General features: G+C 56.3%; 26 protein-coding genes and 1 tRNA gene. 6 read left to right on the top strand and 21 right to left on the bottom strand.

Annotation, left to right across the window (positions count from 1 at the left end; genetic code table 11):
* Positions 1-88 precede the first annotated feature (88 nt).
* From iscX to trmJ, 10 genes are all read right to left on the bottom strand, one after another.
* Complete coding sequence (gene iscX, locus OC71_RS17505) at positions 89-289, bottom strand: Fe-S cluster assembly protein IscX (RefSeq protein ID WP_008084655.1); 201 nt, start codon at positions 287-289, stop codon at positions 89-91.
* A 14-nt stretch (positions 290-303) separates the two neighbouring features.
* Positions 304-645, bottom strand: a complete 342-nt coding sequence (gene fdx, locus OC71_RS17500) for an ISC system 2Fe-2S type ferredoxin (RefSeq protein ID WP_041071821.1) — start codon at positions 643-645, stop codon at positions 304-306.
* Positions 645-2,510, bottom strand: coding sequence for a Fe-S protein assembly chaperone HscA (hscA, locus tag OC71_RS17495; protein ID WP_041071819.1), 1,866 nt, complete (start codon positions 2,508-2,510; stop codon positions 645-647). Before hscA ends, fdx begins: the two co-directional genes overlap by 1 nt.
* A gap of 51 nt (positions 2,511-2,561) precedes the next feature.
* On the bottom strand, positions 2,562-3,083 hold the full coding sequence (gene hscB, locus OC71_RS17490; RefSeq protein WP_041071817.1) for a co-chaperone HscB: 522 nt from the start codon (positions 3,081-3,083) through the stop codon (positions 2,562-2,564).
* A gap of 8 nt (positions 3,084-3,091) precedes the next feature.
* A complete protein-coding gene (gene iscA / locus OC71_RS17485) occupies positions 3,092-3,415 on the bottom strand; it encodes an iron-sulfur cluster assembly protein IscA (protein ID WP_003227904.1) in 324 nt (107 codons plus the stop codon).
* A 28-nt stretch (positions 3,416-3,443) separates the two neighbouring features.
* A complete protein-coding gene (gene iscU, locus OC71_RS17480) occupies positions 3,444-3,830 on the bottom strand; it encodes a Fe-S cluster assembly scaffold IscU (protein ID WP_003227907.1) in 387 nt (128 codons plus the stop codon).
* Between the two features lie 83 nt (positions 3,831-3,913).
* Positions 3,914-5,128, bottom strand: coding sequence for an IscS subfamily cysteine desulfurase (locus tag OC71_RS17475; RefSeq protein ID WP_041071812.1), 1,215 nt, complete (start codon positions 5,126-5,128; stop codon positions 3,914-3,916).
* A gap of 47 nt (positions 5,129-5,175) precedes the next feature.
* Positions 5,176-5,667 carry a Fe-S cluster assembly transcriptional regulator IscR gene (iscR, locus tag OC71_RS17470; RefSeq protein WP_003227911.1) on the bottom strand — a complete coding sequence of 164 codons (492 nt, stop codon included), beginning with the start codon at positions 5,665-5,667 and terminating at the stop codon, positions 5,176-5,178.
* A gap of 248 nt (positions 5,668-5,915) precedes the next feature.
* Positions 5,916-6,692 carry a serine O-acetyltransferase gene (gene cysE / locus OC71_RS17465; RefSeq protein WP_041071871.1) on the bottom strand — a complete coding sequence of 259 codons (777 nt, stop codon included), beginning with the start codon at positions 6,690-6,692 and terminating at the stop codon, positions 5,916-5,918.
* Between the two features lie 3 nt (positions 6,693-6,695).
* A complete protein-coding gene (trmJ, locus tag OC71_RS17460; RefSeq protein WP_041071810.1) occupies positions 6,696-7,466 on the bottom strand; it encodes a tRNA (cytosine(32)/uridine(32)-2'-O)-methyltransferase TrmJ in 771 nt (256 codons plus the stop codon).
* 145 nt (positions 7,467-7,611) lie between these two features.
* On the opposite strand from trmJ, the gene suhB reads away from it, so the two are divergent.
* Positions 7,612-8,430 (top strand): inositol-phosphate phosphatase, encoded by an 819-nt coding sequence (suhB, locus tag OC71_RS17455; protein WP_007964419.1) that lies wholly within the window; start codon positions 7,612-7,614, stop codon positions 8,428-8,430.
* Positions 8,431-8,673: 243 nt separating this feature from the next.
* Here the strand turns inward: suhB and OC71_RS17450 are convergent, their stop codons facing one another.
* The 6 genes from OC71_RS17450 to queA form a co-directional block, all read right to left on the bottom strand.
* The gene (locus tag OC71_RS17450; RefSeq protein WP_041071808.1) at positions 8,674-9,222 is read right to left on the bottom strand and encodes a glycine zipper 2TM domain-containing protein; all 549 of its coding nucleotides are present in this window, start codon (positions 9,220-9,222) and stop codon (positions 8,674-8,676) included.
* 121 nt (positions 9,223-9,343) lie between these two features.
* Positions 9,344-10,258, bottom strand: coding sequence for a protein translocase subunit SecF (secF, locus tag OC71_RS17445; RefSeq protein ID WP_041071806.1), 915 nt, complete (start codon positions 10,256-10,258; stop codon positions 9,344-9,346).
* A gap of 9 nt (positions 10,259-10,267) precedes the next feature.
* Positions 10,268-12,136, bottom strand: a complete 1,869-nt coding sequence (secD, locus tag OC71_RS17440; protein WP_041071804.1) for a protein translocase subunit SecD — start codon at positions 12,134-12,136, stop codon at positions 10,268-10,270.
* Between the two features lie 64 nt (positions 12,137-12,200).
* On the bottom strand, positions 12,201-12,536 hold the full coding sequence (yajC, locus tag OC71_RS17435; RefSeq protein ID WP_041071802.1) for a preprotein translocase subunit YajC: 336 nt from the start codon (positions 12,534-12,536) through the stop codon (positions 12,201-12,203).
* A 43-nt stretch (positions 12,537-12,579) separates the two neighbouring features.
* Positions 12,580-13,695 (bottom strand): tRNA guanosine(34) transglycosylase Tgt, encoded by a 1,116-nt coding sequence (gene tgt, locus OC71_RS17430; protein ID WP_161794909.1) that lies wholly within the window; start codon positions 13,693-13,695, stop codon positions 12,580-12,582.
* Between the two features lie 14 nt (positions 13,696-13,709).
* Positions 13,710-14,774, bottom strand: coding sequence for a tRNA preQ1(34) S-adenosylmethionine ribosyltransferase-isomerase QueA (gene queA / locus OC71_RS17425; RefSeq protein ID WP_007964414.1), 1,065 nt, complete (start codon positions 14,772-14,774; stop codon positions 13,710-13,712).
* 108 nt (positions 14,775-14,882) lie between these two features.
* Between queA and OC71_RS17420 the strand changes: the two genes are divergently transcribed.
* Positions 14,883-14,967: transfer RNA gene (locus tag OC71_RS17420), tRNA-Leu, on the top strand.
* 194 nt (positions 14,968-15,161) lie between these two features.
* Here the strand turns inward: OC71_RS17420 and OC71_RS17415 are convergent.
* The 3 genes from OC71_RS17415 to OC71_RS17405 are packed head-to-tail and all read right to left on the bottom strand — an operon-like array spanning position 15,162 to position 16,707.
* The gene (locus tag OC71_RS17415; protein ID WP_041071799.1) at positions 15,162-15,449 is read right to left on the bottom strand and encodes a hypothetical protein; all 288 of its coding nucleotides are present in this window, start codon (positions 15,447-15,449) and stop codon (positions 15,162-15,164) included.
* Positions 15,446-16,168, bottom strand: a complete 723-nt coding sequence (locus OC71_RS17410; protein WP_041071797.1) for an N-acetylmuramoyl-L-alanine amidase — start codon at positions 16,166-16,168, stop codon at positions 15,446-15,448. Before OC71_RS17410 ends, OC71_RS17415 begins: the two co-directional genes overlap by 4 nt.
* Positions 16,165-16,707: a PAAR domain-containing protein gene (locus OC71_RS17405; RefSeq protein WP_041071869.1), complete on the bottom strand. Its 543-nt coding sequence runs from the start codon at positions 16,705-16,707 to the stop codon at positions 16,165-16,167. Before OC71_RS17405 ends, OC71_RS17410 begins: the two co-directional genes overlap by 4 nt.
* An 871-nt stretch (positions 16,708-17,578) precedes the next feature.
* Between OC71_RS17405 and OC71_RS17400 the strand changes: the two genes are divergently transcribed.
* The 3 genes from OC71_RS17400 to OC71_RS17390 all read left to right on the top strand — a co-directional run bounded on the left by OC71_RS17400 (position 17,579) and on the right by OC71_RS17390 (position 22,545).
* Positions 17,579-18,352: a hypothetical protein gene (locus OC71_RS17400; RefSeq protein ID WP_041071795.1), complete on the top strand. Its 774-nt coding sequence runs from the start codon at positions 17,579-17,581 to the stop codon at positions 18,350-18,352.
* A 622-nt stretch (positions 18,353-18,974) separates the two neighbouring features.
* Complete coding sequence (locus OC71_RS17395; protein WP_041071793.1) at positions 18,975-20,228, top strand: reverse transcriptase domain-containing protein; 1,254 nt, start codon at positions 18,975-18,977, stop codon at positions 20,226-20,228.
* A 682-nt stretch (positions 20,229-20,910) separates the two neighbouring features.
* A complete protein-coding gene (locus OC71_RS17390; protein ID WP_161794908.1) occupies positions 20,911-22,545 on the top strand; it encodes an AAA family ATPase in 1,635 nt (544 codons plus the stop codon).
* A gap of 298 nt (positions 22,546-22,843) precedes the next feature.
* Here the strand turns inward: OC71_RS17390 and OC71_RS17385 are convergent, their stop codons facing one another.
* Positions 22,844-23,200: a hypothetical protein gene (locus tag OC71_RS17385; RefSeq protein WP_041071791.1), complete on the bottom strand. Its 357-nt coding sequence runs from the start codon at positions 23,198-23,200 to the stop codon at positions 22,844-22,846.
* A gap of 67 nt (positions 23,201-23,267) precedes the next feature.
* Positions 23,268-23,528 (bottom strand): DUF6429 family protein, encoded by a 261-nt coding sequence (locus OC71_RS17380; RefSeq protein ID WP_041071789.1) that lies wholly within the window; start codon positions 23,526-23,528, stop codon positions 23,268-23,270.
* A 264-nt stretch (positions 23,529-23,792) separates the two neighbouring features.
* On the opposite strand from OC71_RS17380, the gene OC71_RS17375 reads away from it, so the two are divergent.
* Positions 23,793-24,122 (top strand): hypothetical protein, encoded by a 330-nt coding sequence (locus tag OC71_RS17375; RefSeq protein ID WP_041071787.1) that lies wholly within the window; start codon positions 23,793-23,795, stop codon positions 24,120-24,122.
* Positions 24,123-24,130 lie beyond the last annotated feature (8 nt).

The following is a 24,130-nucleotide window of genomic DNA, read 5'->3' as shown; positions in this document are numbered from 1 at the left end:
GGTGTAACTCCAGAAACAGTAATTTGCGAAAAATTAAACCCGCGAATTATACGCGGGTTCTTGGGTATTGCCTAACCTGCGAGGACGATCAGTCCAATTCTTCAGCCCAGAGCGTCTGAACCGCTTCCAACACTTTCTCGCCGACCCGGCCAGAGGTGTTGTCAAAATCCGGCAGCTCTTTGATCCATTGCTGCAGATCGACGAAATTGACAGAAAACGGGTCTACGCCCGGCTTGGCTTCGGCCAATTCTTCTGCAATACGTTGAACATCATTCCAACCGTAGCTCATGACAGTCTTACCAGTCAGTGCGGCGCTTCGGCCGCATGGTTAAGCGAATATTTCGGGATCTCGACGGTGAGGTCTTCTTCACCAACGATAGCCTGACAGGCCAGGCGCGATTGCGCTTCCAGACCCCAGGCGCGATCGAGGAAGTCTTCTTCCAGTTCGTCGGCCTCTTCCAGCGAGTCGAAACCCTCGCGGATGATGCAGTGGCAAGTGGTGCAGGCGCAGACGCCGCCACAGGCACTTTCCATCTCGATGTGGTGCTCGTGAGCCAGCTCGAGAATCGAAGTGCCAGGCTCAGCCTCGACGACCATCCCTTCAGGGCAGAACTTCTCGTGGGGCAGAAAAATGACCTGCGGCATCAGATATCCTCGATTTCATTCAGATTGCGCCCCGACAGAGCGGCTTTCACCGTCAGATCCATGCGGCGGGCAGCAAAAGCATCGGTCACTTGCGACAGACGCTTGGTCTGCTGCTCGATGGCGTAACCATCAGTGCCCTTCATCAGTTCGGCCAGTTCCTGCATCTGCAACTCGATGACCATGCGCTCTTCGGCGTCGAGCAAGCGCTCGCCATCGGCCTCCAGAGCGCCCTGCACCGCCTCGATCAGACGCTGGGCATCGACTTGCTGCTCGCGCAGGACGCGGGCGACCTTGTCGTCATTGGCGTGCTGGAACGAGTCCTTGAGCATCTTGGCGATTTCGCCGTCGGTCAGACCGTAGGACGGCTTGACCTGAATGCTCGCCTCAACGCCCGAACCCAGTTCACGGGCAGACACGCTGAGCAGACCGTCGGCATCGACCTGGAAGGTCACGCGAATCTTCGCCGCACCGGCCACCATTGCTGGAATACCGCGCAGCTCGAAGCGCGCCAGAGAGCGGCAGTCACTGATCAGCTCGCGCTCGCCCTGCAACACGTGGATCGCCATGGCCGACTGGCCGTCTTTATAAGTAGTGAAATCCTGCGCGCGGGCCACCGGAATGGTGGTGTTGCGCGGAATCACCTTTTCCATCAGCCCGCCCATGGTTTCCAGCCCAAGGGACAGTGGAATCACGTCGAGCAGCAGCAGTTCACCGCCATCACGCTTGTTACCAGCCAGCGTATCCGCCTGGATCGCAGCCCCGATGGCCACCACTTGATCCGGGTCGATTTCCGTCAATGGCTGACGACCGAAGGCTTCGGCGACCGCTTCGCGAACGCGCGGCACACGGGTCGAACCGCCGACCATGACCACGGCATGCACGTCTTCCAGTTCGACACCGGAATCACGCACGGCGCGGCGGCAGGCTTTCAGACTGCGGGCAATCATTGGCTCGATCAGCGCATCGAAGGCTTCGCGGGTCAGCTGCGCTTTCCAGTCACCGTAGGCGACTTCGACGCTGGGCGCATCGGTCAGGGCCTCTTTGGCCGCGCAGGCGGTTTGCAGCAGATTGCGTTGCGCACCCGGGTCGAGATCGGCGGACAAGCCGGCGCTCTCGATGATCCAGCCAGCAATCGCGTGATCGAAGTCATCGCCGCCCAGCGCGCTGTCGCCGCCGGTGGCCAGCACTTCGAATACGCCGCCAGTCAGACGCAGAATCGAAATATCGAAGGTGCCGCCGCCCAGGTCATAGATTGCGACCAGACCTTCGGCGTGTTGATCCAGACCATACGCCACCGCGGCAGCAGTCGGCTCGTTGAGCAGGCGCAGCACGTTCAGACCGGCGAGTTTCGCCGCATCCTTGGTGGCCTGACGCTGAGCATCATCGAAATACGCCGGAACAGTAATCACCGCACCGACCAGTTCGCCACCCAGGGTCGCTTCAGCACGCTGACGCAGCACCTTGAGGATGTCGGCGGAGACTTCGACCGGGCTTTTCGGGCCTTGCACGGTGTCGATGAACGGCATGTGCGATTCGCCACCGACAAAGCGGTACGGCAGTTGCTCGCCCAATTGCTTGACGTCGGACAGACCACGGCCCATCAGGCGCTTGACCGACAGTACAGTGTTCAAGGGATCGGAGGACGCGGCCAGCTTGGCCGACTCGCCAACCTCGACGCGGTCGGCGTGATAACGCACGGCGGACGGCAGGATGACCTGCCCGTCAGCGTCGGCCAGTGGTTCGGAAAGACCACTGCGCAACGCAGCGACCAGCGAATTGGTAGTGCCCAAGTCGATCCCCACAGCCAGACGACGCTGGTGCGGTTGAGGACTTTGGCCGGGTTCGGCGATCTGCAGTAGGGCCATCGTGATCAGGACTTATCTGTATATCAGGCGTGCGACCGGAGCGGCACTGGGTTAATCGTCGAGGCGCTCTTCTAAATGGCGCACTTCGTAGGTGAGCTTGTCGAGGAACTGCATGCGCCGCATCAGGCGTTCGGCCTGCTCGCGCTGCGCTGCATCATCCCAACAGGCTGCGAAGCTTTCGTTCAACTGTTCCTGAGCGACTTTCAAGCGACGCTTGAATACCGCGACACCGTCGAGGTCGGCGCTGTCCTGGAGGTCTTCGAGCTCTTCGCGCCACTGCATCTGCTGCAAGAGAAACTCGGGATCATGCACCGTGACTTCCATCGGCACTTCATGCCCGCTGATGGTCAGCAGGTAGCGTGCGCGCTGGGCAGGACTCTTGAGCGTCTGGTAGGCATCGTTGAGCCGCGCAGACTGCTCGAGCGCCGACCGCTGCTCGCGCTCGGAAGCGTCGGCAAAGCGGTCAGGATGAACACCGCGCGCCAACTCACGATAGCGCGTGGCCAACTGCTCGAGATCCAGGCGGAAGCTCGGTTGCAGCTCGAATAAAGCGAAATGACAAGGAATACCCACGACAAGCCTCAGATGTTGAAGCTTTCGCCGCAGCCACATTCACCGCGTACGTTGGGGTTGTTGAACTTGAAGCCTTCGTTCAACCCTTCCTTGACGAAATCAAGCTCGGTGCCGTCCAGATAGGCCAGGCTTTTCGGGTCGATGATCACTTTCTCGCCGTGACTTTCGAACACCTGATCCTCGGCAACCACCTCGTCGACAAACTCCAGCACGTAGGCAAGGCCGGAACAGCCTGTGGTGCGAACACCCAGACGAATCCCTTCACCTTTGCCGCGCCCGTCGAGGGAGCGTCGCACGTGTCGAGCAGCCGCTTCTGTCATGCTGATAGCCATCGTTGACTCCTTACTCGTCGCGCAATGCTTAGATCAAGCCTTTCTTCTGCTTGTAGTCGCGAACAGCCGCTTTGATAGCGTCTTCAGCGAGTACCGAGCAGTGGATTTTCACTGGCGGCAGGGCCAGTTCTTCGGCCAGCTGAGTGTTCTTGATGGTCTCGGCTTCGTCCAGCGTCTTGCCCTTCATCCACTCGGTGGCCAGGGAGCTGGAAGCGATTGCCGAACCGCAGCCGTAGGTCTTGAACTTGGCGTCTTCGATAACGCCCTGATCGTTGACCTTGATCTGCAGACGCATCACGTCGCCGCACGCCGGAGCGCCAACCATGCCGGTGCCGACATCCGGATCTTCCGCGTTCATCTTGCCGACGTTGCGCGGGTTTTCGTAGTGGTCGATGACCTTTTCACTGTAAGCCATGGTGCTTAATCCTCACTCATCAGAGAGTCGCTCTTTAAACCCTGCAACCTTGGGTCGCAGGGTCGGTTCGCGGCGACTTGAAATCAGTGTGCCGCCCACTCGATTTTCGAAATGTCGACACCGTCTTTGTACATGTCCCACAGCGGCGACAAAGCGCGCAGCTTGGTAACGGCCTCGCAGACCTTCTGCGCGGCGTAGTCGATTTCTTCTTCGGTGGTGAAACGGCCGAAGGTGAAACGGATCGAGCTGTGTGCCAGTTCGTCGTTGCGGCCCAGGGCGCGCAGAACGTACGAAGGCTCAAGGGACGCCGAGGTGCAGGCCGAACCGGACGATACCGCCAGATCCTTGAGCGCCATGATCAGCGACTCGCCTTCAACATAGTTGAAGCTCAGGTTCAGGTTGTGCGGAACGCGGGCGGTCAGGCTGCCGTTGACGTACAGCTCTTCCAGATGCTCGACCTGCTTGTAGAAGCGGTCGCTCAGGGCTTTGATGCGCACGTTTTCGGCAGCCATGTCTTCCTTGGCTACACGGAACGCTTCGCCCATGCCGACGATCTGGTGGGTCGCCAGGGTGCCGGAGCGCATGCCACGCTCGTGACCACCGCCGTGCATGGTCGCTTCGATGCGCACACGCGGCTTGCGGCTGACGTACAGCGCGCCGATGCCTTTAGGGCCGTAGGTTTTGTGGGCGGAGAACGACATCATGTCGACTTTCAGCTTCTGCAGGTCGATCTCGACCTTGCCGGTGGACTGAGCCGCGTCAACGTGGAACAGGACGCCCTTCGAACGAAGCAGTTCGCCAATGGCAGCGATGTCGTTGATGGTGCCGATTTCGTTGTTCACGTGCATCACCGACACCAAAATGGTGTCTTCGCGCAGTGCCGCTTCGATCATCGCCGGAGTGATCAGGCCGTCTTCGGTCGGCTCGAGGTAGGTCACTTCGAAACCTTCACGCTCCAGTTGGCGCATGGTGTCGAGGACAGCCTTGTGCTCGATCTTGGAGGTGATCAGGTGCTTGCCTTTGGAAGCGTAGAAATGTGCCGCACCCTTGATAGCCAGGTTGTCGGACTCGGTAGCGCCCGAGGTCCAGACGATTTCACGCGGGTCGGCGTTGACCAGATCGGCCACCTGACGACGGGCGTTTTCGACGGACTCTTCAGCTTTCCAGCCGAACACGTGGGAACGGGACGCCGGGTTACCGAAGTTTCCGTCGACCAGCAGGCATTCACTCATCTTTTGCGCAACGCGCGGATCGACCGGGGTGGTCGCAGAGTAATCAAGGTAAATCGGCAATTTCATGGACTATCTCCTAAATCAGGGCTGGCGTTCCGCTAGCTCTTCGGCTGTCATTCGACGGCGGACGCTTCAATCTTGTCCAGGCGTGGCGCCTTGCTGTTGCAACGGCGCTGGTCCTGACGCTGGGCTACTTCTTGCACCTCACGGCGAGTTACAAGATCAGCCAAGCTGATACCACTTAGAAATTCGTGAATCTGCAGGCTCAGGTCGCACCACAGGTGATGGGTCAGGCAGGTGTCGCCGGAATGGCAATCGCCCTGGCCCTGGCACTTGGTAGCATCAACCGATTCGTTGACCGCATCGATCACCTGCGCCACCTGGATACCCTGCATGTCGCGCGACAGCTGATAACCACCGCCAGGACCGCGAACACTGGAAACCAGGTTACTGCGGCGCAGCTTGGCGAAAAGCTGTTCGAGATAGGACAGGGAGATGCCTTGGCGCTCGGAGATATCGGCCAGGGACACCGGCCCGTGCTGCGCGTGCAACGCCAGGTCAAGCATGGCGGTCACGGCGTATCGGCCTTTTGTAGTCAGTCGCATGGACAATTACCACGGAGTTCGGAATGGGCGGGAGTATGCAATTCCCGAGCATTTAAGTCAACTATAAGACCTAGTGCTTTAGTCGGGTTTACCCGCAAAAGAGCGCGCGCATGATAGCAGGGTCTGCGGCTTAATGGCACACCGGTTGCCGCATGCCTGTGTAGGAGCTGCCGAAGGCTGCGATCTTTTGATTTTGCTGTTAATTAGATCAAAAGATCGCAGCCTTCGGCAGCTCCTACATAGACGTGTCAGCCCGCTTTGGATTCGTCTTTGCCTTTGACGCAGGCGAAGTCTTCTTCGCGCAGCTCAGGCAGATCTTTCGCACAGTAATTACTGCCCAGATCCTTCAGCGCGCCGCACATCCCCTCCAGCCGCCCGTCCACCGCCTGCAGGTGATCGAGCAACTGACCGATGGCACGCGCCACCGGGTCAGGCATGTCTTCGCTGACGCCATAGGCATCGAAACCGATCTTCTCGGCCATGGCTTTGCGCTTGGCGTCCTGTTCTTCATCAGACTTGACGATGATCCGACCCGGAATCCCCACCACTGTGGCGCCCGGCGGCACTTCCTTGGTGACCACTGCGTTGGAGCCGACTTTGGCACCCGCCCCCACCGTGAATGGCCCGAGTACTTTGGCACCAGCCCCCACGACAACCCCATCACCCAGCGTCGGGTGGCGCTTGCCCTTGTTCCAACTGGTGCCGCCGAGGGTGACGCCCTGATAAATGGTCACGTCATCGCCGATCTCGGCGGTTTCACCAATGACGATGCCCATGCCGTGGTCAATGAAAAAGCGCCGACCGACCTTGGCACCCGGATGAATCTCGATCCCGGTCAACCAGCGACCGAAGTTCGACACCAGCCGCGCCAGCCATTTCAGCTCGTGGCGCCACAGCATCCCGGCCAACCGATGAATCCAGATCGCGTGCATACCGGGGTAGCAGGTCAGGACTTCAAAAGCGTTACGCGCCGCCGGGTCTCGATGGAATACGCTCTGGATATCTTCACGCAAACGCTCAAACATCATTCAGTCCTTCCGCTTAAGAAGCTCACCACGGGCCGCTTTCTGGGTTTCCGTGAGGATGCCACGCAAAATATTCATTTCCGCCCGGCTGACCGAGCTGCGTCCATACAACCGGCGCAGGCGCGCCATCAAGTGCCGTGGCTTTTCCGGATCAAGAAACTCGATGGCGACCAGCGTCTGCTCCAGATGCTCATAAAAGCGCTCCAGCTCATCCATCGTCGCGAGCTCGGCACTTTTCACCGAGGCCACTTCTTCTTTCTCGATCTTGGTCGGCTGCCCTTGAGCGGCCAGCCAGGCCATGCGCACTTCATAGCTCAACACCTGCACCGCCGCCCCGAGGTTCAACGAACTGAACTCAGGATCGGAGGGGATGTGCACGTGAAAGTGACATCGCTGCAACTCCTCATTGGTCAGGCCGGAGTCCTCACGACCGAACACCAGCGCGATCTCCGCGCCCTGCCCGGCCTCCTCGACCACTTTGCTCCCGCATTCGCGGGGATCGAGCAGCGGCCAGGGAATGCGCCGGTCACGGGCGCTGGTGCCGAGCACCAGATTGCAGCCGACCAAAGCGTCTTCCAAGGTGGCGACGACTTGTGCGTTTTCAAGAATGTCCCCGGCACCGGAAGCACGGGCATCGGCTTCGTGGTGCGGAAACAGACGCGGCTCGACCAGCACCAGCCGCGACAGCCCCATGTTTTTCATGGCGCGTGCGGCCCCGCCGATGTTGCCGGGGTGGCTGGTATTGACCAGGACGACACGAATGTTCTGCAACAAGGGAGGCGCTCTCGGACACAGGAAAGGGGTGCAAATCTTACAGAACAGCCTACCGTTAAGCTATGAAAGCGAACAGCGACCTTCACCTGAAGAAAAGTTCTGATAGAATGCGCGGCTTTCTTTAACAACCTTAGGTGACACATCCATGCAGCCCATGCTGAATATCGCGCTGCGCGCCGCCCGCAGCGCCAGTGAACTGATCTTCCGCTCCATCGAGCGCCTGGATACCATCAAGGTCGACGAAAAAGACGCCAAGGATTATGTATCCGAGGTCGATCGCGCCGCCGAACAGAAAATCATCGATGCGCTGCGCAAGGCTTACCCGAATCACTCAATCCAGGGTGAAGAGACCGGCATGCACGTCGGTAACGGCATCGAAGGCGAAGAGTACCTGTGGATCATCGATCCGCTGGACGGCACCACCAACTTCCTGCGCGGCATTCCTCACTTTGCGGTCAGCATTGCCTGCAAATACCGTGGCCGCCTGGAACACGCAGTGGTTCTGGATCCGGTTCGCCAGGAAGAATTCACCGCCAGCCGTGGTCGCGGTGCGCAATTGAATGGTCGCCGCCTGCGCGTCAGCGGTCGCACCAGCCTCGAAGGCGCCCTGCTGGGTACCGGCTTCCCGTTCCGTGACGACCAGATGGACAACCTCGACAACTACCTGGGCATGTTCCGCGCCCTGGTTGGCCAGACTGCCGGCATCCGCCGCGCCGGTTCCGCCAGCCTGGACCTGGCCTATGTGGCCGCCGGTCGTTTCGACGCGTTCTGGGAGTCGGGCCTGTCCGAGTGGGACATGGCGGCTGGCGCCCTGTTGATCCAGGAAGCAGGCGGCTTGGTGAGCGACTTCACCGGCGGCCACGATTTCCTTGAAAAAGGCCATATCGTTGCCGGCAACACCAAATGCTTCAAGGCAGTGCTGACGGCGATCCAGCCGCACCTGCCGGCCTCGCTGAAGCGCTAAGCTTCCCGCGAAACGCAAAAAGCACCCTTCGGGGTGCTTTTTTTATGCCTGCGACTTCAGCCTCCACTCGAATCCACTGTGGGAGCGAGCTTGCTCGCGAAGGCGGCGGGCCAGCCAATATCAATTCTGGATGGCAGATCGCATTCGCGAGCAGGCTCGCTCCCACAAGGGGTCATAGCGCGGCCAAAAATTGCGAGCACAAAAAAGCACCCCGCAGGGTGCTTCTTGTTAAACAGTCAGCGCTTACTGACCCGGCTGATTCTGCGACAGAATCAACTTGCCTTCCTTGTCGACCGGAATCTGGTTGCCCGGATCACGATCCATCCGCACTTTGCCTTCCTTGCCATCCAGCGAATAACGCACGTCGTAACCGACGACCTTGTCGCTGATGTCATTCACCGTGTTACAGCGAGTCTGGGTGGTGGTGTAGGTGTCACGGTTCTGCATGCCTTCCTGCACCTTGTTACCGGCATAACCGCCACCGACCGCGCCAGCAACCGTCGCAATCTTCTTGCCGGTACCGCCGCCGATCTGGTTACCCAGCAAACCACCCGCTACCGCACCAATCGCGGTACCGAGAATCTGGTGTTGATCCTTGACCGGCGCCTGGCGGGTTACAGCAACATCCTTGCACACTTCACGTGGAGTCTTGATCTGTGTTTTGACCGGTTCTACGGCCAGTACTTGCGCATACTCAGGGCCGCTTTTAACCAGGCTGTAGGTGGCAACAGCACCCCCGGCAGTCACACCGACAGCACCCAATACCGCACCAACCAGCAACGACTTGTTCACATGAACCTCCTGACCATCACATGCGGGACGCGCCCGCGCTTCTCCCAGCCTTGGAGCATAAAAAAAGGCGCGAGTTCAACTCGCGCCTTTTCTGGGCTGACAACCGCTGAAGCGATGGCCGTTATGGACGGTCGTCGACTTCCTTCTCGGTGTTGGCCGGAGGAATCAGATCCTCGGTGCTCAGGTTCAGCCAGATCAGCACCACGTTCGCGATGTAGATCGACGAGTAGGTACCCGCCAGCACACCGATGAACAGGGCGATGGAGAAGCCGAACAGGTTGTCGCCACCAAAGAACAGCAGCGCGGCGATCGCCAGCAAGGTGGAGATCGACGTTGCCATGGTCCGCAGCAGGGTCTGGGTGGTCGAGATGTTGATGTTCTCGATCAGCGAAGCCTTGCGCAGCACACGGAAGTTCTCGCGAACCCGGTCGAATACCACAATGGTGTCGTTCAGCGAGTAGCCGATGATCGCCAGTACCGCCGCCAGCACCGTCAGGTCGAAGGTAATCTGGAAGAACGACAGGATACCGATGGTCACGATCACGTCGTGAATCAGCGAAACGATGGCGCCGACCGCGAATTTCCACTGAAAGCGGAAAGCCAGGTAGATCAGGATGCCGCCGAGCGCCAGCAGCATGCCGAGACCGCCCTGGTCGCGCAGCTCTTCACCGACCTGCGGGCCGACGAACTCGACGCGCTTGACCGTCGCCGGGTTGTCGCCGCCGACTTTCTGCAACGCGTCTGCTACCTGATGGCCCAGCTGCGGGTCTTCACCCGGCATGCGCACCAGCAGGTCGGTGGTCGCACCGAAGTTCTGCACGATGGCTTCGTGGTAACCCGAAGTCGCCAACTGCTCGCGCACCTTGGTGACGTCAGCCGGACGCTCGTAGGTCAGCTCGATGAGCGTACCGCCGGTGAAGTCCAGGCCCCAGTTCATGCCCTTGTGGAAGACGCTGAAAATAGCCAGCAACGTGAGAAACACTGTGACGCCGAACGCGAAGTTGCGAACGCCCATGAAGTTGATTGTACGTAACATGGCAGCCCCTTAAATCCACAACTTCTTGAAGTCACGTCCGCCGAAGATCAGGTTGACCATTGCGCGGGTCACCATGATGGCCGTGAACATCGAGGTAAAGATCCCGAGGGACATGGTCACTGCGAAACCCTTCACCGGGCCGGTGCCCATGGCGAAGAGGATGCCGCCGACCAGCAGAGTGGTCAGGTTGGCGTCGAGAATCGCAGTGAATGCCCGGCCGAAGCCTTCGTTGATTGCACGCTGTACGGTCATGCCGGCGGCGATCTCTTCACGGATCCGCGAGAAGATCAGCACGTTGGCGTCGACCGCCATACCCATGGTCAAGACGATACCGGCGATACCCGGCAGGGTCAGCGTTGCCCCCAGCAGCGACATCAGCGCCAGCAGCAGCACCATGTTCACCGCCAGCGCAACCGTGGCGATCAGGCCGAAGAAGCGGTAGATGGCGATGATGAACAGCGAGACGAACAGCATGCCCCACAGCGACGCATCAATACCTTTGGTGATGTTGTCAGCACCCAGGCTCGGGCCGATTGTGCGCTCTTCAGCGAAGTACATCGGAGCGGCCAGACCACCGGCACGCAGCAGCAGCGCCAGTTCGGACGATTCGCCCTGGCCGTTCAGGCCGGTGATACGGAACTGCGCACCCAGCGGCGACTGAATGGTCGCCAGGCTGATGATCTTCTTCTCTTCCTTGAAGGTCTGTACCGGCACGTCTTTCTCGACGCCGTCGACAACCTGCTTGGTGTAAGTGGTCACCGGACGCTGTTCGATGAAGATCACCGCCATGCTGCGACCGACGTTCGAACGGGTCGCGCGGCTCATCAGCTCGCCACCGTGACCGTCCAGACGGATGTTCACTTCAGGCGTGCCGTGCTCGCCGAAACCGGCCTTGGCGTCGGTCACCTGGTCACCGGTGATGATCAGGCCACGCTCGATCTGCGCAGGAGGACGCTTGCCTTCACGGAACTCGAAGGTTTCGGAAGTGGCTTTCGAAGCCCCCGGCTCTGCAGCCAGACGGAACTCGAGGTTGGCGGTCTTGCCGAGAATACGCTTGGCTTCGGCAGTGTCCTGCACGCCCGGCAGCTCAACCACGATGCGGTTGGCGCCCTGACGCTGAACGATCGGTTCGGCAACACCCAGCTCGTTGACGCGGTTACGTACCGTGGTCAAGTTCTGCTTGATGGAGTATTCACGGATTTCCGCCAGCTTGGCCGGGGTCATCGCCAGACGCAGCACCGGTTGACCGTTGAGGTCGGCCGGAACAATGTCGAAATCGTTGAAGTTCTTGCGGATCAGCGCACGGGCCTGTTCGCGGGAGTCAGCATCGCTGAAGCCCAGCTGAATGGCGCCGCCCAGTTGCGGCAGGCTGCGATAGCGCAGTTTTTCTTTGCGCAGCAGGCTCTTGACGTCGCCTTCGTAGACTTTCAGGCGGGCGTCGAGGGCTTTGTCCATGTCCACTTCCAGCAGGAAGTGCACACCACCGGACAAGTCCAGACCCAGCTTCATCGGGTGCGCGCCGAGGTTGCGCAGCCATTGCGGAGTGGTCTGTGCCAGGTTCAGTGCGACGACGTAGTCATCACCCAATGCCTTGCGCACAACGTCTTTGGCCGGCAGCTGGTCTTCAGCCTTGGTCAGACGGATCAGGCCGCCCTTGCCGTTGGCGGCCAGCGAAGCTGCCTTGACGTTGATCCCGGATTCACGCAGCGCGGTGCTGACGCGATCCAGATCGGCCTGATTGACCTGCAGAGCCGTGCTGGCGCCGCTGATCTGAATGGCCGGGTCATCGGGGTATAGATTGGGAGCGGAATAAATCAGACCGATCGCCAGCACCGCCAGGATCAGAATGTATTTCCACAGAGGATATTTGTTCAGCATCACGCCGCCCGTTATGAACGCGGGGCGCCTTGCGCGCCCCGTCGATTGAGTAGAAGTTGGAACCTTAGATCGCTTTCAGCGTGCCTTTTGGCAGCGTGGCGGCGATGGCGCCCTTCTGGAACTTCATTTCCACGGTGTCGGAAACTTCCAGAACCACGAAGTCATCGGCCACTTTGGTGATCTTGCCGGCGATGCCGCCGGTGGTGACCACTTCGTCGCCCTTCGCAAGGCTGCTCAGCAGGTTCTTCTGCTCTTTGGCGCGCTTGGCCTGTGGACGCCAGATCATCAGGTAGAAGATGACCAGGAAACCGACCAGGAAAATCCACTCGAAGCCGCCGCCCATAGGCGCAGCAGCCGGTGCAGCCGCGTCAGCCATGGCATTAGAGATAAAAAAGCTCATTTAGCACTCCAGTTGCAAATGTTGAATCTTGGGGTCAGAAAACTCAGTCCAAAGGCGGAACGGGGAGCCCGCGTTTGGCGTAGAAGGCATCGACAAAGGCGGCCAATGTACCCTGTTGAATAGCCTCGCGCAAACCAGCCATCAGCACCTGATAATGGCGCAAGTTATGGATGGTATTGAGCATGCTGCCGAGCATTTCGCCGCACTTGTCCAGGTGATGCAGATAAGCGCGGGAGAAGTTCTGGCAGGTGTAGCAATCGCAGGTCGGATCCAGCGGCGAATCATCATGGCGATGGAACGCGTTACGGATCTTCAGCACGCCTGTATCAATGAACAGATGCCCATTGCGGGCATTACGGGTTGGCATCACGCAATCGAACATGTCCACACCGCGGCGCACACCCTCAACCAGATCTTCCGGTTTGCCAACGCCCATAAGGTAACGAGGTTTGTCAGCGGGCATCATGCCCGGCAGATAATCCAGCACCTTGATCATCTCGTGCTTGGGCTCGCCCACCGACAGACCGCCGATGGCCAGGCCATCGAAGCCGATCTTGTCCAGACCTTCCAGCGAGCGCATGCGCAGATCCTGATGCATGCCGCCCTGAACGATACCGAACAGCGCCGCGGTGTTGTCGCCATGCGCATTTTTCGAGCGCTGGGCCCAACGCAGCGACAGCTCCATCGAAACGCGAGCGACATCTTCGTCAGCCGGGTACGGCGTGCATTCGTCGAAGATCATCACGATGTCGGAACCGAGATCGCGCTGCACCTGCATCGATTCTTCCGGCCCCATGAACACTTTCGAGCCGTCGACCGGGGAAGCGAAGGTCACGCCCTCTTCCTTGATCTTGCGCATCGCGCCCAGGCTGAACACCTGGAAACCACCGGAGTCGGTGAGGATCGGGCCCTTCCACTGCATGAAATCGTGCAGGTCGCCGTGCTCCTTGATCACCTCGGTGCCCGGGCGCAGCCACAGGTGGAAGGTGTTGCCCAGAATGATTTCCGCGCCGGTGGCCACGATGTCACGCGGCAACATGCCCTTGACCGTGCCGTAGGTGCCCACCGGCATGAAGGCCGGGGTCTCGACAGTGCCACGCGGGAAGGTCAGCCGACCACGACGAGCCTTGCCATCGGTGGCAAGCAGTTCAAAGGACATGCGACATTCGCGACTCATTCTGTTTCCTCTGGGCCTGTGTGTTCAGGGGCAGTCGGGGCGGGATTACGGGTGATGAACATCGCATCACCGTAGCTGAAAAAGCGGTACCCGTTGTCGACGGCGGCTTTATAAGCGGCCATGGTTTCGGGATAACCGGCGAACGCCGAAACCAGCATCAACAGCGTCGATTCCGGCAAATGGAAGTTGGTGACCAAGGCGTCGACCACATGGAACGGCCGGCCCGGGTAGATGAAGATGTCGGTGTCACCGCTGAACGGCTTGAGCACGCCATCGCGCGCGGCACTTTCCAGCGAACGCACGCTGGTGGTGCCCACGGCAATCACCCGCCCGCCACGCTCGCGGCACGCGGCAACGGCGTCGACCACGTCCTGGCCGACTTCCAGCCACTCGCTGTGCATGTGGTGATCTTCGATCTTGTCGACGCGTACCGGCTGGAACGTCCCCGCACCGACGTGCAGCGTGACGAACGCGGTCTCGACGCCCTTGGCGGCAATCGCCTCCATCAGCGGCTGATCGAAATGCAGCCCCGCCGTCGGCGCCGCCACCGCACCGAGACGCTGGGCGTACACGGTCTGATAGCGCTCGCGATCCGAACCTTCGTCCGGGCGGTCTATATAAGGAGGCAACGGCATGTGCCCGACGCGATCGAGCAGCGGCAGCACTTCTTCAGCGAAGCCCAGCTCGAACAACGCATCATGACGCGCGAGCATCTCGGCTTCGCCACCGCCGTCGATGAGGATCTTCGAACCCGGCTTCGGCGACTTGCTGGAGCGCACATGGGCCAGCACGCGGTGCGAATCGAGCACGCGTTCGATGAGGATTTCCAGCTTGCCGCCCGAGGCTTTCTGCCCGAACAACCGCGCCGGAATCACCCGGGTATTGTTGAATACCATCAAATCGCCCGGGCGCAAATGCTCAAGCAAATCAGTGAATTGACGGTGTGCAAGGGCGCCGCTCGGCCCATCAAGGGTCAGCAGGCGACTACCGCGACGCTCGGCCAGAGGGTGGCGGGCGATCAGCGAATCAGGAAGCTCGAAGGTAAAGTCAGCAACGCGCATGATGGGGTTCGTCTAGCAGGGCCGGAAAGTCTAGCGGAATTATCAAAAATTGACCATGAAACGTGATTGACCAACGGTAATCACCTCTCTATACTTCGCCGCCATTGAGCCCTGATGGCGGAATTGGTAGACGCGGCGGATTCAAAATCCGTTTTCGAAAGGAGTGGGAGTTCGAGTCTCCCTCGGGGCACCAAAATCAAGAAAGGTCTTGCTTAGCAAGGCCTTTTTTTTCGTCTGCAGGAAAGTGGGGCAAATATTTTTTCACACCCATGAGACGAGAAAGCTGCCGCGTAGAGGTTCAAGCCGACGATGTCGAAAGCTGGGAACGTCAAATAATACGTAATGAGAAAAGGCCTCCACCGAGGCCTTTTTCTTTGTTTCACCCAGCTATTTTTTCCTGCAAACCTCAACGTCGTTTTGGGTTTTCAGATCCGTGTCGATGCCGAGGCGATACCTGCAGTAATCAATGATCCACTTACGCTCCTGCTCCGAGAGTCGTTCGACTTGACGAATCTCCCCGTCATTGGCGTGGATATTGTAAAACTTCATCTGAAAAGTCGGATGCTTCTTGATGAACAGGATCGTTTCGATGTCCCCATCCTCAAGCGCTTCGTAATACCCAACGTAAAGCACTGTCACCAGAACCAGAACTATCAGGGCAGTCAGTTTCTTCATTGTTGCGGCGCCGGAGGTGGGAGTAGTTGAGTTTTCGCTCTGAGATTCCTGACCAACTCCATGCCGATATTTCCGGGACATATCTTCCCTTCAGATGCTTGACCTGGGTATTCCCGGTGACCGCCAAAATGCTTGATCACGAAGACACTCTTCAGCGCGTCGATCAGATGCATCAACGCGGTGATCTGAGCAGCAGGTATCACATTGGTCGTGCTGTATCCGAGACTGTCGAGCGCAACCCGGCCCTTGGCGACCCAATCACCGCCCTCTTCTGGAGTCGTTAGGTTCTCCAGCAACACAATGCCAATCAATCCTGTATTGAATTTCAGAACACTCGAACCTTGAAGCCGGATGTCCCGCCCCTCGTAGACTTGCCCCGTGCAATCGATGCCGAAGTGATACCCGATATCGTCGTATTTCTGACTTAGGTGACCCTTCTGGATTTCCTGCATCTGCTCGGCACCAGGTGTGCAGCTGTGGCTACGGCCGGCGTGGTGCAGCGCGATCATGGTGTAATCCCAGTCCATCACCATATCCGGCTTGCCCTTCACCGCTCCCCACGAGGATCGCTCTACAAACGTCGTGTTCAGTGAACGGACCTTCTTGATGATCGCTTCACGCGTCGCCGCTCGATCATTCACGGTAATCGGTATCGGACACATGAACTCGACGGGCTTGAGCTCCTGGGCGGTGGCTTGAGTTGCAAACGGATTGGTCATTGCACTCCCTCCGCCAGCTCATGGAGAGTCCGAGCCGGAGCGCTGAACATGACGTGCAGTGAGATCTTCGCACCGGGAGTCGGTGTCTTGACGTGGGCAATGCCATTGGCATCGGTAACACCCGTGGTCTCTATACCGTTGACTGTCGCCACGAAGTCTCGGAAAGCCAACGGTGTGCCTGTCTCACTGTCGGTGATGCTGAAGGACTGGCCGTAGGATTTCTGGATGGCAAGCGGAATCGGAGGCACGAACGGGGCTGGCGTATGCGAATCACCGATGATTACGGTGCCGGAGCCGCCGACTACGACGTCACCATGCGTTCCGACAGTATCAACCAAAGCTGCGTTTTTCCCGTTGATAAAAACGGTCGCTGAGACGCCGGAAACCAACGCGCTACCGCACGTGCAGGTATCGCCCTTTCGAGCGGCGGCAAGACCATCGAAAAAAACATCGGGAGAGCCGGACGCAATGGATTGGGCACCGTGCCCTGGCATTGGGCAACTTGTCGGATCGGTTAAACGTGCTGCGGGCTTCGCCACAATTGACTCCTTGTCATGATCGTCTATGAACGCGACCTTATCAGAAATCAATAAACCCGGTCCGCCTGGGCTTGCGCAATAGCCAGTAGCATGGATTCTGGGCCCCGGAATCTCCGCTTACGGCCATAAGCGGCCGTCCGTGCGCGGCAGCTTCCGGCCAAAAGCAGCCACTCAATTGGTGTCTATTAAACCAAGGGCGATTCACAGCCTCGGCCAAAAGCGGGCATTTGCGGGCTGAGCAATCAAGCCAAGTCGGCCATAGACACATTGCCAACTAGTTCGTACCCTTTGGGCAGATACCACTGTTTTTTCTCGTTTGCCCATGTCGCGTTTCTGACGCAGCAATCAAAGGGCAAGGAATGCCGATCAAACCAAAACATACAGAGGACAAAAATGATTCGAACAAATACCATTTGCCCAAAATGCGGTTCAAAAAGCACCCCTATAAAAGAAAAAATTATGGGCCAAGACACCCAGGATCTTATCTGTTACGACTGCAAGCACATTGGATGGTGGAAGGATTTCCAGCCCAAAGAGCAAGAAGAAAATAAGGGCGAGCAAGTCTAAGCGCATAACAATTGGCTCAAGTTGTTTGCTGCGCTCACTTGGGGCGAACATTAGCTGAGCTATTGTACGCCCTTAGCCAATCATTATACTTAAAACTCATTAAGTTGCAGGCGCTTGAGTGGCCCGACGATAAAAACAGGAAAGAAAACACGCGAGCAATCCCATGCCCGCCAAGGAAGGGGCAGATTTATTTTTAGAAAAATGGAAAATAATTACGCCCGCCTTTTTTACTTAATGAAAAACGGAACGGGGTACAAGAACACCTCAGAGGCTGTTAAAAAATCTCAATAGAGAAGACTTTCGAATGACGAAACCTATAAGCACTAGAAGACAAAAACAGGAAGCTGAAGAGGACCGCGCGCTAGAATTGACCGCCCCTCTTCTCAAAGAAATATACAAAGACTACATTATTGACGAAAGCCAAAAAGACAAGCCGGACAAAGCAATTCTTCTTCTAAAGCCACCTGCTAGATTTGGAAAGCCTAAAAATAACCCCAGAATAGGCATAGAAATCACCACTGCCGACCCACCCGAATATTTGTCTTATATAAACGAAAGAAAGAAAGACAAAGCAATTGTTGTTGCCCAGATACAGGAAATACTCGACAAGGGCACTACCCCACAAAGTCCGATGAAGAAAATCGGAAACAGGATTTCGCGCGACTGGATATATAAAGGAGTCATAGATAAAGCAAAAAAACATCTGACCTATACAAACGCCGGAAGGTTTGACGAACTCATCCTGCTTTGTCACTCCGATGTAATAATGACAACTCAAAGACTATTCCAGGAAGGGCTAAAGGACTGGACCAATTATCTATTGAGCATAGAAGACTTCCCCTTTGACAAGGTCTTATTTCTTGGGCACGACAATAAAGCCATTCAGATTTATAACAAAAGTAAAAAGCTAGCGATAGAGCCTGATCCTTATATACACGAAGGTAGCGTAATAGATTCAATTCAATATGGATTCATTCCTACGGGGGTGTCAGTAAATTTAAAGGATATCGGTTCCGCAGCTCCGAGAATTGAACCTCAAATGCCTATAGTCGATCGCGGAGAATCACCCTCAAGCTGATAGGATGGCTCTAAAGATGACGGTCAGCTGCCTATAGGCGAATATGTTAGTTTAATCTTTTTGCAATATCTTAGTGCCACATCGACGAAAGCCCCGCTCCATGCACCCCATGGAGCTTCCTCCTCACCTCATTTCTTGGTTCCGCCGTAAATTGGTCAAAGCAATTCCAGAAGCTTCTTCGCAGAGCGCAGTTAGAAGGCCAAAAGCAGACAGTTGATGCGGTTCTGGTTTCTTCCGATCCTTAGGGCATGCACTATAGACGACTATTACTAGCGTTAGAGTCTGGCGCCTTAGTTGGGGACATTCCCTTTCACGATTTTTTCAATTGAGCAGTCTTGTGAACTCAATCCTCATCCTATCGTTTTCCAATAAACGAGCCGCCAAATAGATGGCTTTTGGTCGCATGGCTGATTAACATCGGGATGCCTCGCCTGCTTGCTGGTGCAGCCGCCTCACAGCACTGAACCAAGTTTGACAGACGCCAGCCATCTCTCTTCGGAGGTTGCTGTCCGGGTCGCGACCAAGATCGCCGTTAAGGCTTCGCGGTCTCCCGAAGGTTGAAGGTCCCCTGTAGCAGTTGGGTGAGAGTTCACTGGTGTCTCCCAACAAACAAGGAGTTTTTGTGGCCTCGTCGCTTTACCGTAGGATCTATAGCGGGGATTCGTTGTATTCGGCCTGGAGGAAGGTCAAAGAAAGCGCCTTTTCTTCATCATCCGAAACTATCCGAAACGAAGCCAAGGATTTCGAGAGCCAACTCCCCCGGTCGCTTTCCGACATCCAGCGCGCGCTATCCAAGAAGACCTTTACCTTCCAAAAGCAGACTGGCGTGGCAAAAACCAAAGCCAACGGAAATTCTCGCCCGATTGTGCTTTCGCCTATACCCAACCGGATCGTCCAGCGGGCTCTACTCGACGCCTTATCCCGTATTAAGTTCGTGAACGAAGCGCTGTCTACCCCTACGAGCTATGGAGGCATAAAAAATAAACGGGTCTCGATGGCGATAGCCGACACCAAATCAGTCATTGCCAAAGGAGCCGCCTTCCATATCAGGTCAGATATCGCCGAGTTTTTCACTAGAATTGACAAGGCCCGTGTGATGAGACTCGTGGCCCCTCACATCATCTGCCCTGACACGATTGCATTATTCCGAGCAGCGATCACCACAGACCTTGCGAACATTGACGTGCTTCGACGACAAGGTTTGGATGAGATTTTCCCCATCGGGGTGGAGGGTGTAGCTCAAGGGTCTCCCCTATCCCCACTCATAGCCAATTTGTACCTGAATGACTTTGACAGGGCCATGAACGATGGTGAAGTCACTTGTCTTCGGTACATCGATGACTTCCTGATCCTCGGGAAGGACATGGGCAGTGTGGATCGTGCTTTTAGCAAAGCACAGACTGAGCTCAAAAAGCTCTCACTTGAAGCGTACCGGCCCCTAGCAACAAGCGACAAAGCTTCAAGGGGGCTTACAGCTAAAGGATTCGATTTCTTGGGCTGCTTCGTTTCGGCAGGATTGGTCCAGCCATCTACAGCTACGAGGGAGCGATTCAAGAAACGGATCAAATTCGATTTAGACGCATCGATACGCATGATGAAATTCAGTATCGAAGCTGGAGAGATATCCCAAAAGGGGTCCTACTCTGGCGCGCTACAGAATCTCGACCGAGTAATCCTAGGTTGGGGAAAAGCCTTTTCCTTTTGCAGCAATGGCCAGTGGATAAAGAGCTTGGATGACTACATCACAAGTGCATTGGCGCAGTATGAAATAGAGAAAGCGAATCTCTTTCAAAAAACAAATGGCACGGCTCAGCGTGGGATGTTGGGGGTAAGGCTGCTAGCAGCGGTCCACTCGGAGCGCAGAGAAACGGAGTGACCGCTTTTGGCCGAAAGCGGCCTGTTGCGACTGCCGGCCGGGAAGCACTCTACCCTCCTGCATCATAGGCACAACCTAGTTCGTTCCTCTTTCAAGCACCGGAAGCGTTACACCAGATGGATGAGTTACACGGCTAAAGATTGGCGTACGAAGTCGATGTAACATTTAAAATATTAAATAAATACAGTTACTTAGCTTCCATCGTTACACCAGTTACACGAGTTACACCGCATTATGAGGGGTACATCCCCCCGCCCCCCGTGTGCATCAATCCCACCAGCGAACGTCAGGTGTCTCTCCCGCAATGTGCCGGGGCCCCTGAGGTTTTCTTCGAGACACGGGCTCGGAAACCCGCGGAACCTTGTTAGCGGGAGAACTCCCAGCTTAGTGAACAGGTGAACTCGGTGAACTGCCTGTTTACCTGTGCATTTGCCCTATGAATTCACCGCTCAGAGATCACCGTTACCGTTCCGGTAACGATGCCCCTTTTTCTTCAAGATCCTTTCGATTTCAACGATTGAATTTCAGTAAGCTGGAGCACCTTCCGCTACTAAAGTCCCGCAGGTTTCCGACCCCGTGCGAGAGGAAAACGCCCAGGGGCCCCCTCCCTTTTTTGGCTAGGTTTTGGCAGCATCGGCTACCAGTCACTAACCCCACTGAACTCAATGAATTAGGAGATGGTATGGAGCAGGTTGAATCAACAGGAACACTTAATGTAATTGAGATCAACACGGGAGGTGACACCAAAAAAATTGAGATCAAACCAGGCTGCCCAGTTTTTATTCTCGGTCGAAACGGGACTGGAAAATCCGCTTTAGTGGGGATGCTCTCTACAAAACTAGGTAAAAACCTGGTTTTTATGCCAGGTTCCCGGCCCGGGTACTTTGAGCATGAAGGTCTCAGTTTGTCACCTGCAGCCAGGAGAGACCTCGCTGTAAACTTTCCCCATTGGGATGCAAATCCAGACACTCGTTGGAAAGTCATTTCAGGAACAGCGAGAAATGAAAAAGCCATACATGACCTGCTAAGTGCAGAATTGCAGTACAAGCTCGATGCCGCGAACGAAATCAAAGCGGAGGGTGCCGAGTCAGGCGCTATTGCCCGACTCCAGTCAAATAACGCCCCTTTAGATCGCATCAATGCACTGCTATCCCAGTCAAATCTGCACGTTCGGGTTTTGATTTCTGAGGGTGAACTAAAAGCCCAGCGAGACGGTGCTGTTTACAGTTTTGCTCGAATGTCCGATGGGGAGCGGGCCGCGCTTATTTTTGCAGCCGAAGTGGTGGCAGCTCCTGATGAAGCCATTTTTTTAATTGATGAGCCAGAACTCCACCTTCACCCCGCAATCGTCGTTCCGCTCCTAAAAGCGCTCATTGCTGAACGCCCAAAATGCGGTTTCGTCATCTGCACGCATGAGCTAGGGCTTCCGAGTACTTCCATTGAGTCGAAAATCATCCTCGTTCGAGGTTGTGAGTGGTCCGGCAACGTAGTTGAATCGTGGCAAGTGGACGTTTTGGATGCCCCTGAGGAAATACCAGAATGGTTACGCGTCGATCTAATCGGCTCGCGCCAGAAAATCTTGTTCATAGAAGGAACAACCAACAGCCTTGATCATCCGCTCTATTCACTACTGTTCCCTAAGGTTTCAGTGAGATCGCGTGAAAGTTGCCGAGAGGTTATGAGGGCGGTAGATGGTTTGCGAGCAATGGAAAAAATGCATCGAGCGCAAGCCTTCGGTCTCATCGATCACGATGGGATGGATGAAAAACAGGTGCTCGACTTCGAGTCCCATGGCATATATCCGCTACCAATTTTCGCAGTTGAAAGCCTTTACTATTCCGCTGATGTATTAGCAGGACTGGCCGCCCAGCAAGCCAGAACGTTCGGTCAATCAGTGGAACAGTTACAGCAGGAAGTTAAAATGGCAGCTTTACAGGCAATGGCTGCCAAAGGAATTTGTGAGCATTTGGCAAGCCGCATATCTGAGCGGCACATTCGAGACCAGCTCCTGCTTGCTCTGCCTGATAGAGGAATGATGGTAGAAGGGGCGCAAAAGCATATCGAGTTCAAACTTGAGTCACCATATCCAGGTGAGCTAGAGCGCATCAAACAGATGGTCAGCGCTGAGGACATTGACGCAATCGTATGTCGATATCCCGTTAGAGAATCGGGGATGCTAAACGGTATTGCGAAGGCGCTTCGTTTCAATGGTCGAGCCGACTACGAGCGGGCGGCTCTGATCCTTATTGGAATCAATGATGAGCTTCAGCAGTCGCTGAGGCAAAAGCTGGGGAAATTGTCTGAAATGCTCGTATAGTTCGTCATTGCGAATTCAGCGGGCAACACCCTGTATCCCTACTTGTATCCCGAAACGTATAATCACGCTGCAAGCCACGTTTTGTATGGAACCCGACGGTCTCCCTCGGGCACCAAAATTAAGAAAGGTCTTGCTTGGCAAGGCCTTTTTTTCGTCTGCTGAAAAGTTGGGCAATTATTTTTGCGTAACCGTGCTACGAGAAATGTGGGCTAAACGATGGGCGGTTCATCACAGCAATATGCAGGAGAATCTGCAGGTACTCCTTGTCATGGTCACCTGGTTCATTGAACGCTTGGGTTCAAAGCCTACTGGCGATTTCCTTCCAGATGTAGGCGTAGTTGTATTTCAGCCAACGAACCAGCACTTTATCGAACTGCCTACGACACCAGTTGCGCTCTCTGGCTGCCAGCCTTTCTTCTATCGACTGTCTGAGTTTGTCGGGGTCGAACCCAGTCCAAATCGGAGGCACAGCTGCAACGAGATTGGTAACGCACACCGGCGCAACCTCTGAATAGAGAATTTCGTAAAGGGTTTCAGGGGTGACGCCTCTTACCTGATTCGCCACATAGTCATATTCGACGGGAAAATCGTTGAATGGCTCAGAAAGAGCAGCTCTCACTATTGTCAGTTGTGGCTCAGTTAGAAAATGCTCCAACGGAGAAACTCCTCCAGTTGCGTTGCGCTGGCGCGGCCCGAATCGAGTGATTAGCCAAACCAGGACCTCAGATATCCGGGTCAGGCGCACGCTGGGCTTGAACACCTCCCCCAAACAAACGCTCGGCTAGCTGACGACCCCGTTCCTGGCCCTCCTCCGTCAACCAGATCGATTTGTTCTTGTTTACCGGATTACTGATTAAACCCTGCTCATGCAATCGGTTCATGACTTCAAAATCGAACCCTTTCCATGCATTGCCGCTGTCGGAACTGAAGGTGGCCAAAAGGGCAAGTAGGGCGTCTTCAATCAACTTTTCGTCGTATTCCATGATCGTCGCTCCACTCATGTGCCTGAATTAACGTTGAGTTTGTCTGGCACCTCATACTCGCTGGCCATCCTGAGAAACTCGTTCTGTTGCTTAGGTCATTGAATGTCTCGGCGCTGTCCGTGCAACCTGTTTTGCCTAAGGACTGCACCTGATGCGTCCGCTCAGTATAATCACGGCCGCCCGCACGCGGTCTGCCGCCCGATGCGGCTTTCGTTGGTCGTACCGAACTTCAAGACTCATGCTCAAGGATCTCCAAGGCCAACCATGGAAACGTCACTGGAAACCGTCGCCCTGTTCTCCCTCAAACTCGCTTACGAGGAGGAAGGCCTGAGCCCGATTCTGCGGGATGACATGGTCATGGGTGACTATCAGAAAGACGTGTTCGAACTGCTGGTGCGCCGCGGGGATGTCGAGACCATCCAGTTCAAGATGAACCAGTGCCTGGGCTTGGCGATGGATGCGTTGGGCGGGGTCGAGAAACCGTTGGGGCGGGAGCTGCACAAGCTGTCAGCCGATTTCCGTCAGGCGCAGTCGCTGGAGCAGCTTGATCAGCCGCTCCTCGCGCTCAAGGGTTATTTGAAGGACATTCTGTAATCAGACGC

Source organism: Pseudomonas sp. W15Feb9B (assembly GCF_000828175.1).
Lineage (GTDB): Bacteria > Pseudomonadota > Gammaproteobacteria > Pseudomonadales > Pseudomonadaceae > Aquipseudomonas > Aquipseudomonas parakoreensis.
The sequence above is the reverse complement of the archived record's forward strand: the minus strand, read 5'-3'. Positions and strand labels throughout refer to the sequence as shown.

Excerpts from the sequence above, each read along its gene's own strand:
- iscX (WP_008084655.1), bottom strand. The coding sequence starts at position 289 with ATGAGCTACGGTTGGAATGATGTTCAACGTATTGCAGAAGAATTGGCC.
- fdx (WP_041071821.1), bottom strand. The coding sequence starts at position 645 with ATGCCGCAGGTCATTTTTCTGCCCCACGAGAAGTTCTGCCCTGAAGGG.
- hscA (WP_041071819.1), bottom strand. The coding sequence starts at position 2,510 with ATGGCCCTACTGCAGATCGCCGAACCCGGCCAAAGTCCTCAACCGCAC.
- iscA (WP_003227904.1), bottom strand. The coding sequence starts at position 3,415 with ATGGCTATCAGCATGACAGAAGCGGCTGCTCGACACGTGCGACGCTCC.
- iscU (WP_003227907.1), bottom strand. The coding sequence starts at position 3,830 with ATGGCTTACAGTGAAAAGGTCATCGACCACTACGAAAACCCGCGCAAC.
- OC71_RS17475 (WP_041071812.1), bottom strand. The coding sequence starts at position 5,128 with ATGAAATTGCCGATTTACCTTGATTACTCTGCGACCACCCCGGTCGAT.
- iscR (WP_003227911.1), bottom strand. The coding sequence starts at position 5,667 with ATGCGACTGACTACAAAAGGCCGATACGCCGTGACCGCCATGCTTGAC.
- cysE (WP_041071871.1), bottom strand. The coding sequence starts at position 6,692 with ATGTTTGAGCGTTTGCGTGAAGATATCCAGAGCGTATTCCATCGAGAC.
- suhB (WP_007964419.1), top strand. The coding sequence starts at position 7,612 with ATGCAGCCCATGCTGAATATCGCGCTGCGCGCCGCCCGCAGCGCCAGT.
- secF (WP_041071806.1), bottom strand. The coding sequence starts at position 10,258 with ATGTTACGTACAATCAACTTCATGGGCGTTCGCAACTTCGCGTTCGGC.
- secD (WP_041071804.1), bottom strand. The coding sequence starts at position 12,136 with ATGCTGAACAAATATCCTCTGTGGAAATACATTCTGATCCTGGCGGTG.
- yajC (WP_041071802.1), bottom strand. The coding sequence starts at position 12,536 with ATGAGCTTTTTTATCTCTAATGCCATGGCTGACGCGGCTGCACCGGCT.
- tgt (WP_161794909.1), bottom strand. The coding sequence starts at position 13,695 with ATGTCCTTTGAACTGCTTGCCACCGATGGCAAGGCTCGTCGTGGTCGG.
- queA (WP_007964414.1), bottom strand. The coding sequence starts at position 14,774 with ATGCGCGTTGCTGACTTTACCTTCGAGCTTCCTGATTCGCTGATCGCC.
- OC71_RS17415 (WP_041071799.1), bottom strand. The coding sequence starts at position 15,449 with ATGAAGAAACTGACTGCCCTGATAGTTCTGGTTCTGGTGACAGTGCTT.
- OC71_RS17410 (WP_041071797.1), bottom strand. The coding sequence starts at position 16,168 with ATGACCAATCCGTTTGCAACTCAAGCCACCGCCCAGGAGCTCAAGCCC.
- OC71_RS17400 (WP_041071795.1), top strand. The coding sequence starts at position 17,579 with ATGACGAAACCTATAAGCACTAGAAGACAAAAACAGGAAGCTGAAGAG.
- OC71_RS17390 (WP_161794908.1), top strand. The coding sequence starts at position 20,911 with ATGGAGCAGGTTGAATCAACAGGAACACTTAATGTAATTGAGATCAAC.
- OC71_RS17380 (WP_041071789.1), bottom strand. The coding sequence starts at position 23,528 with ATGGAATACGACGAAAAGTTGATTGAAGACGCCCTACTTGCCCTTTTG.
- OC71_RS17375 (WP_041071787.1), top strand. The coding sequence starts at position 23,793 with ATGGAAACGTCACTGGAAACCGTCGCCCTGTTCTCCCTCAAACTCGCT.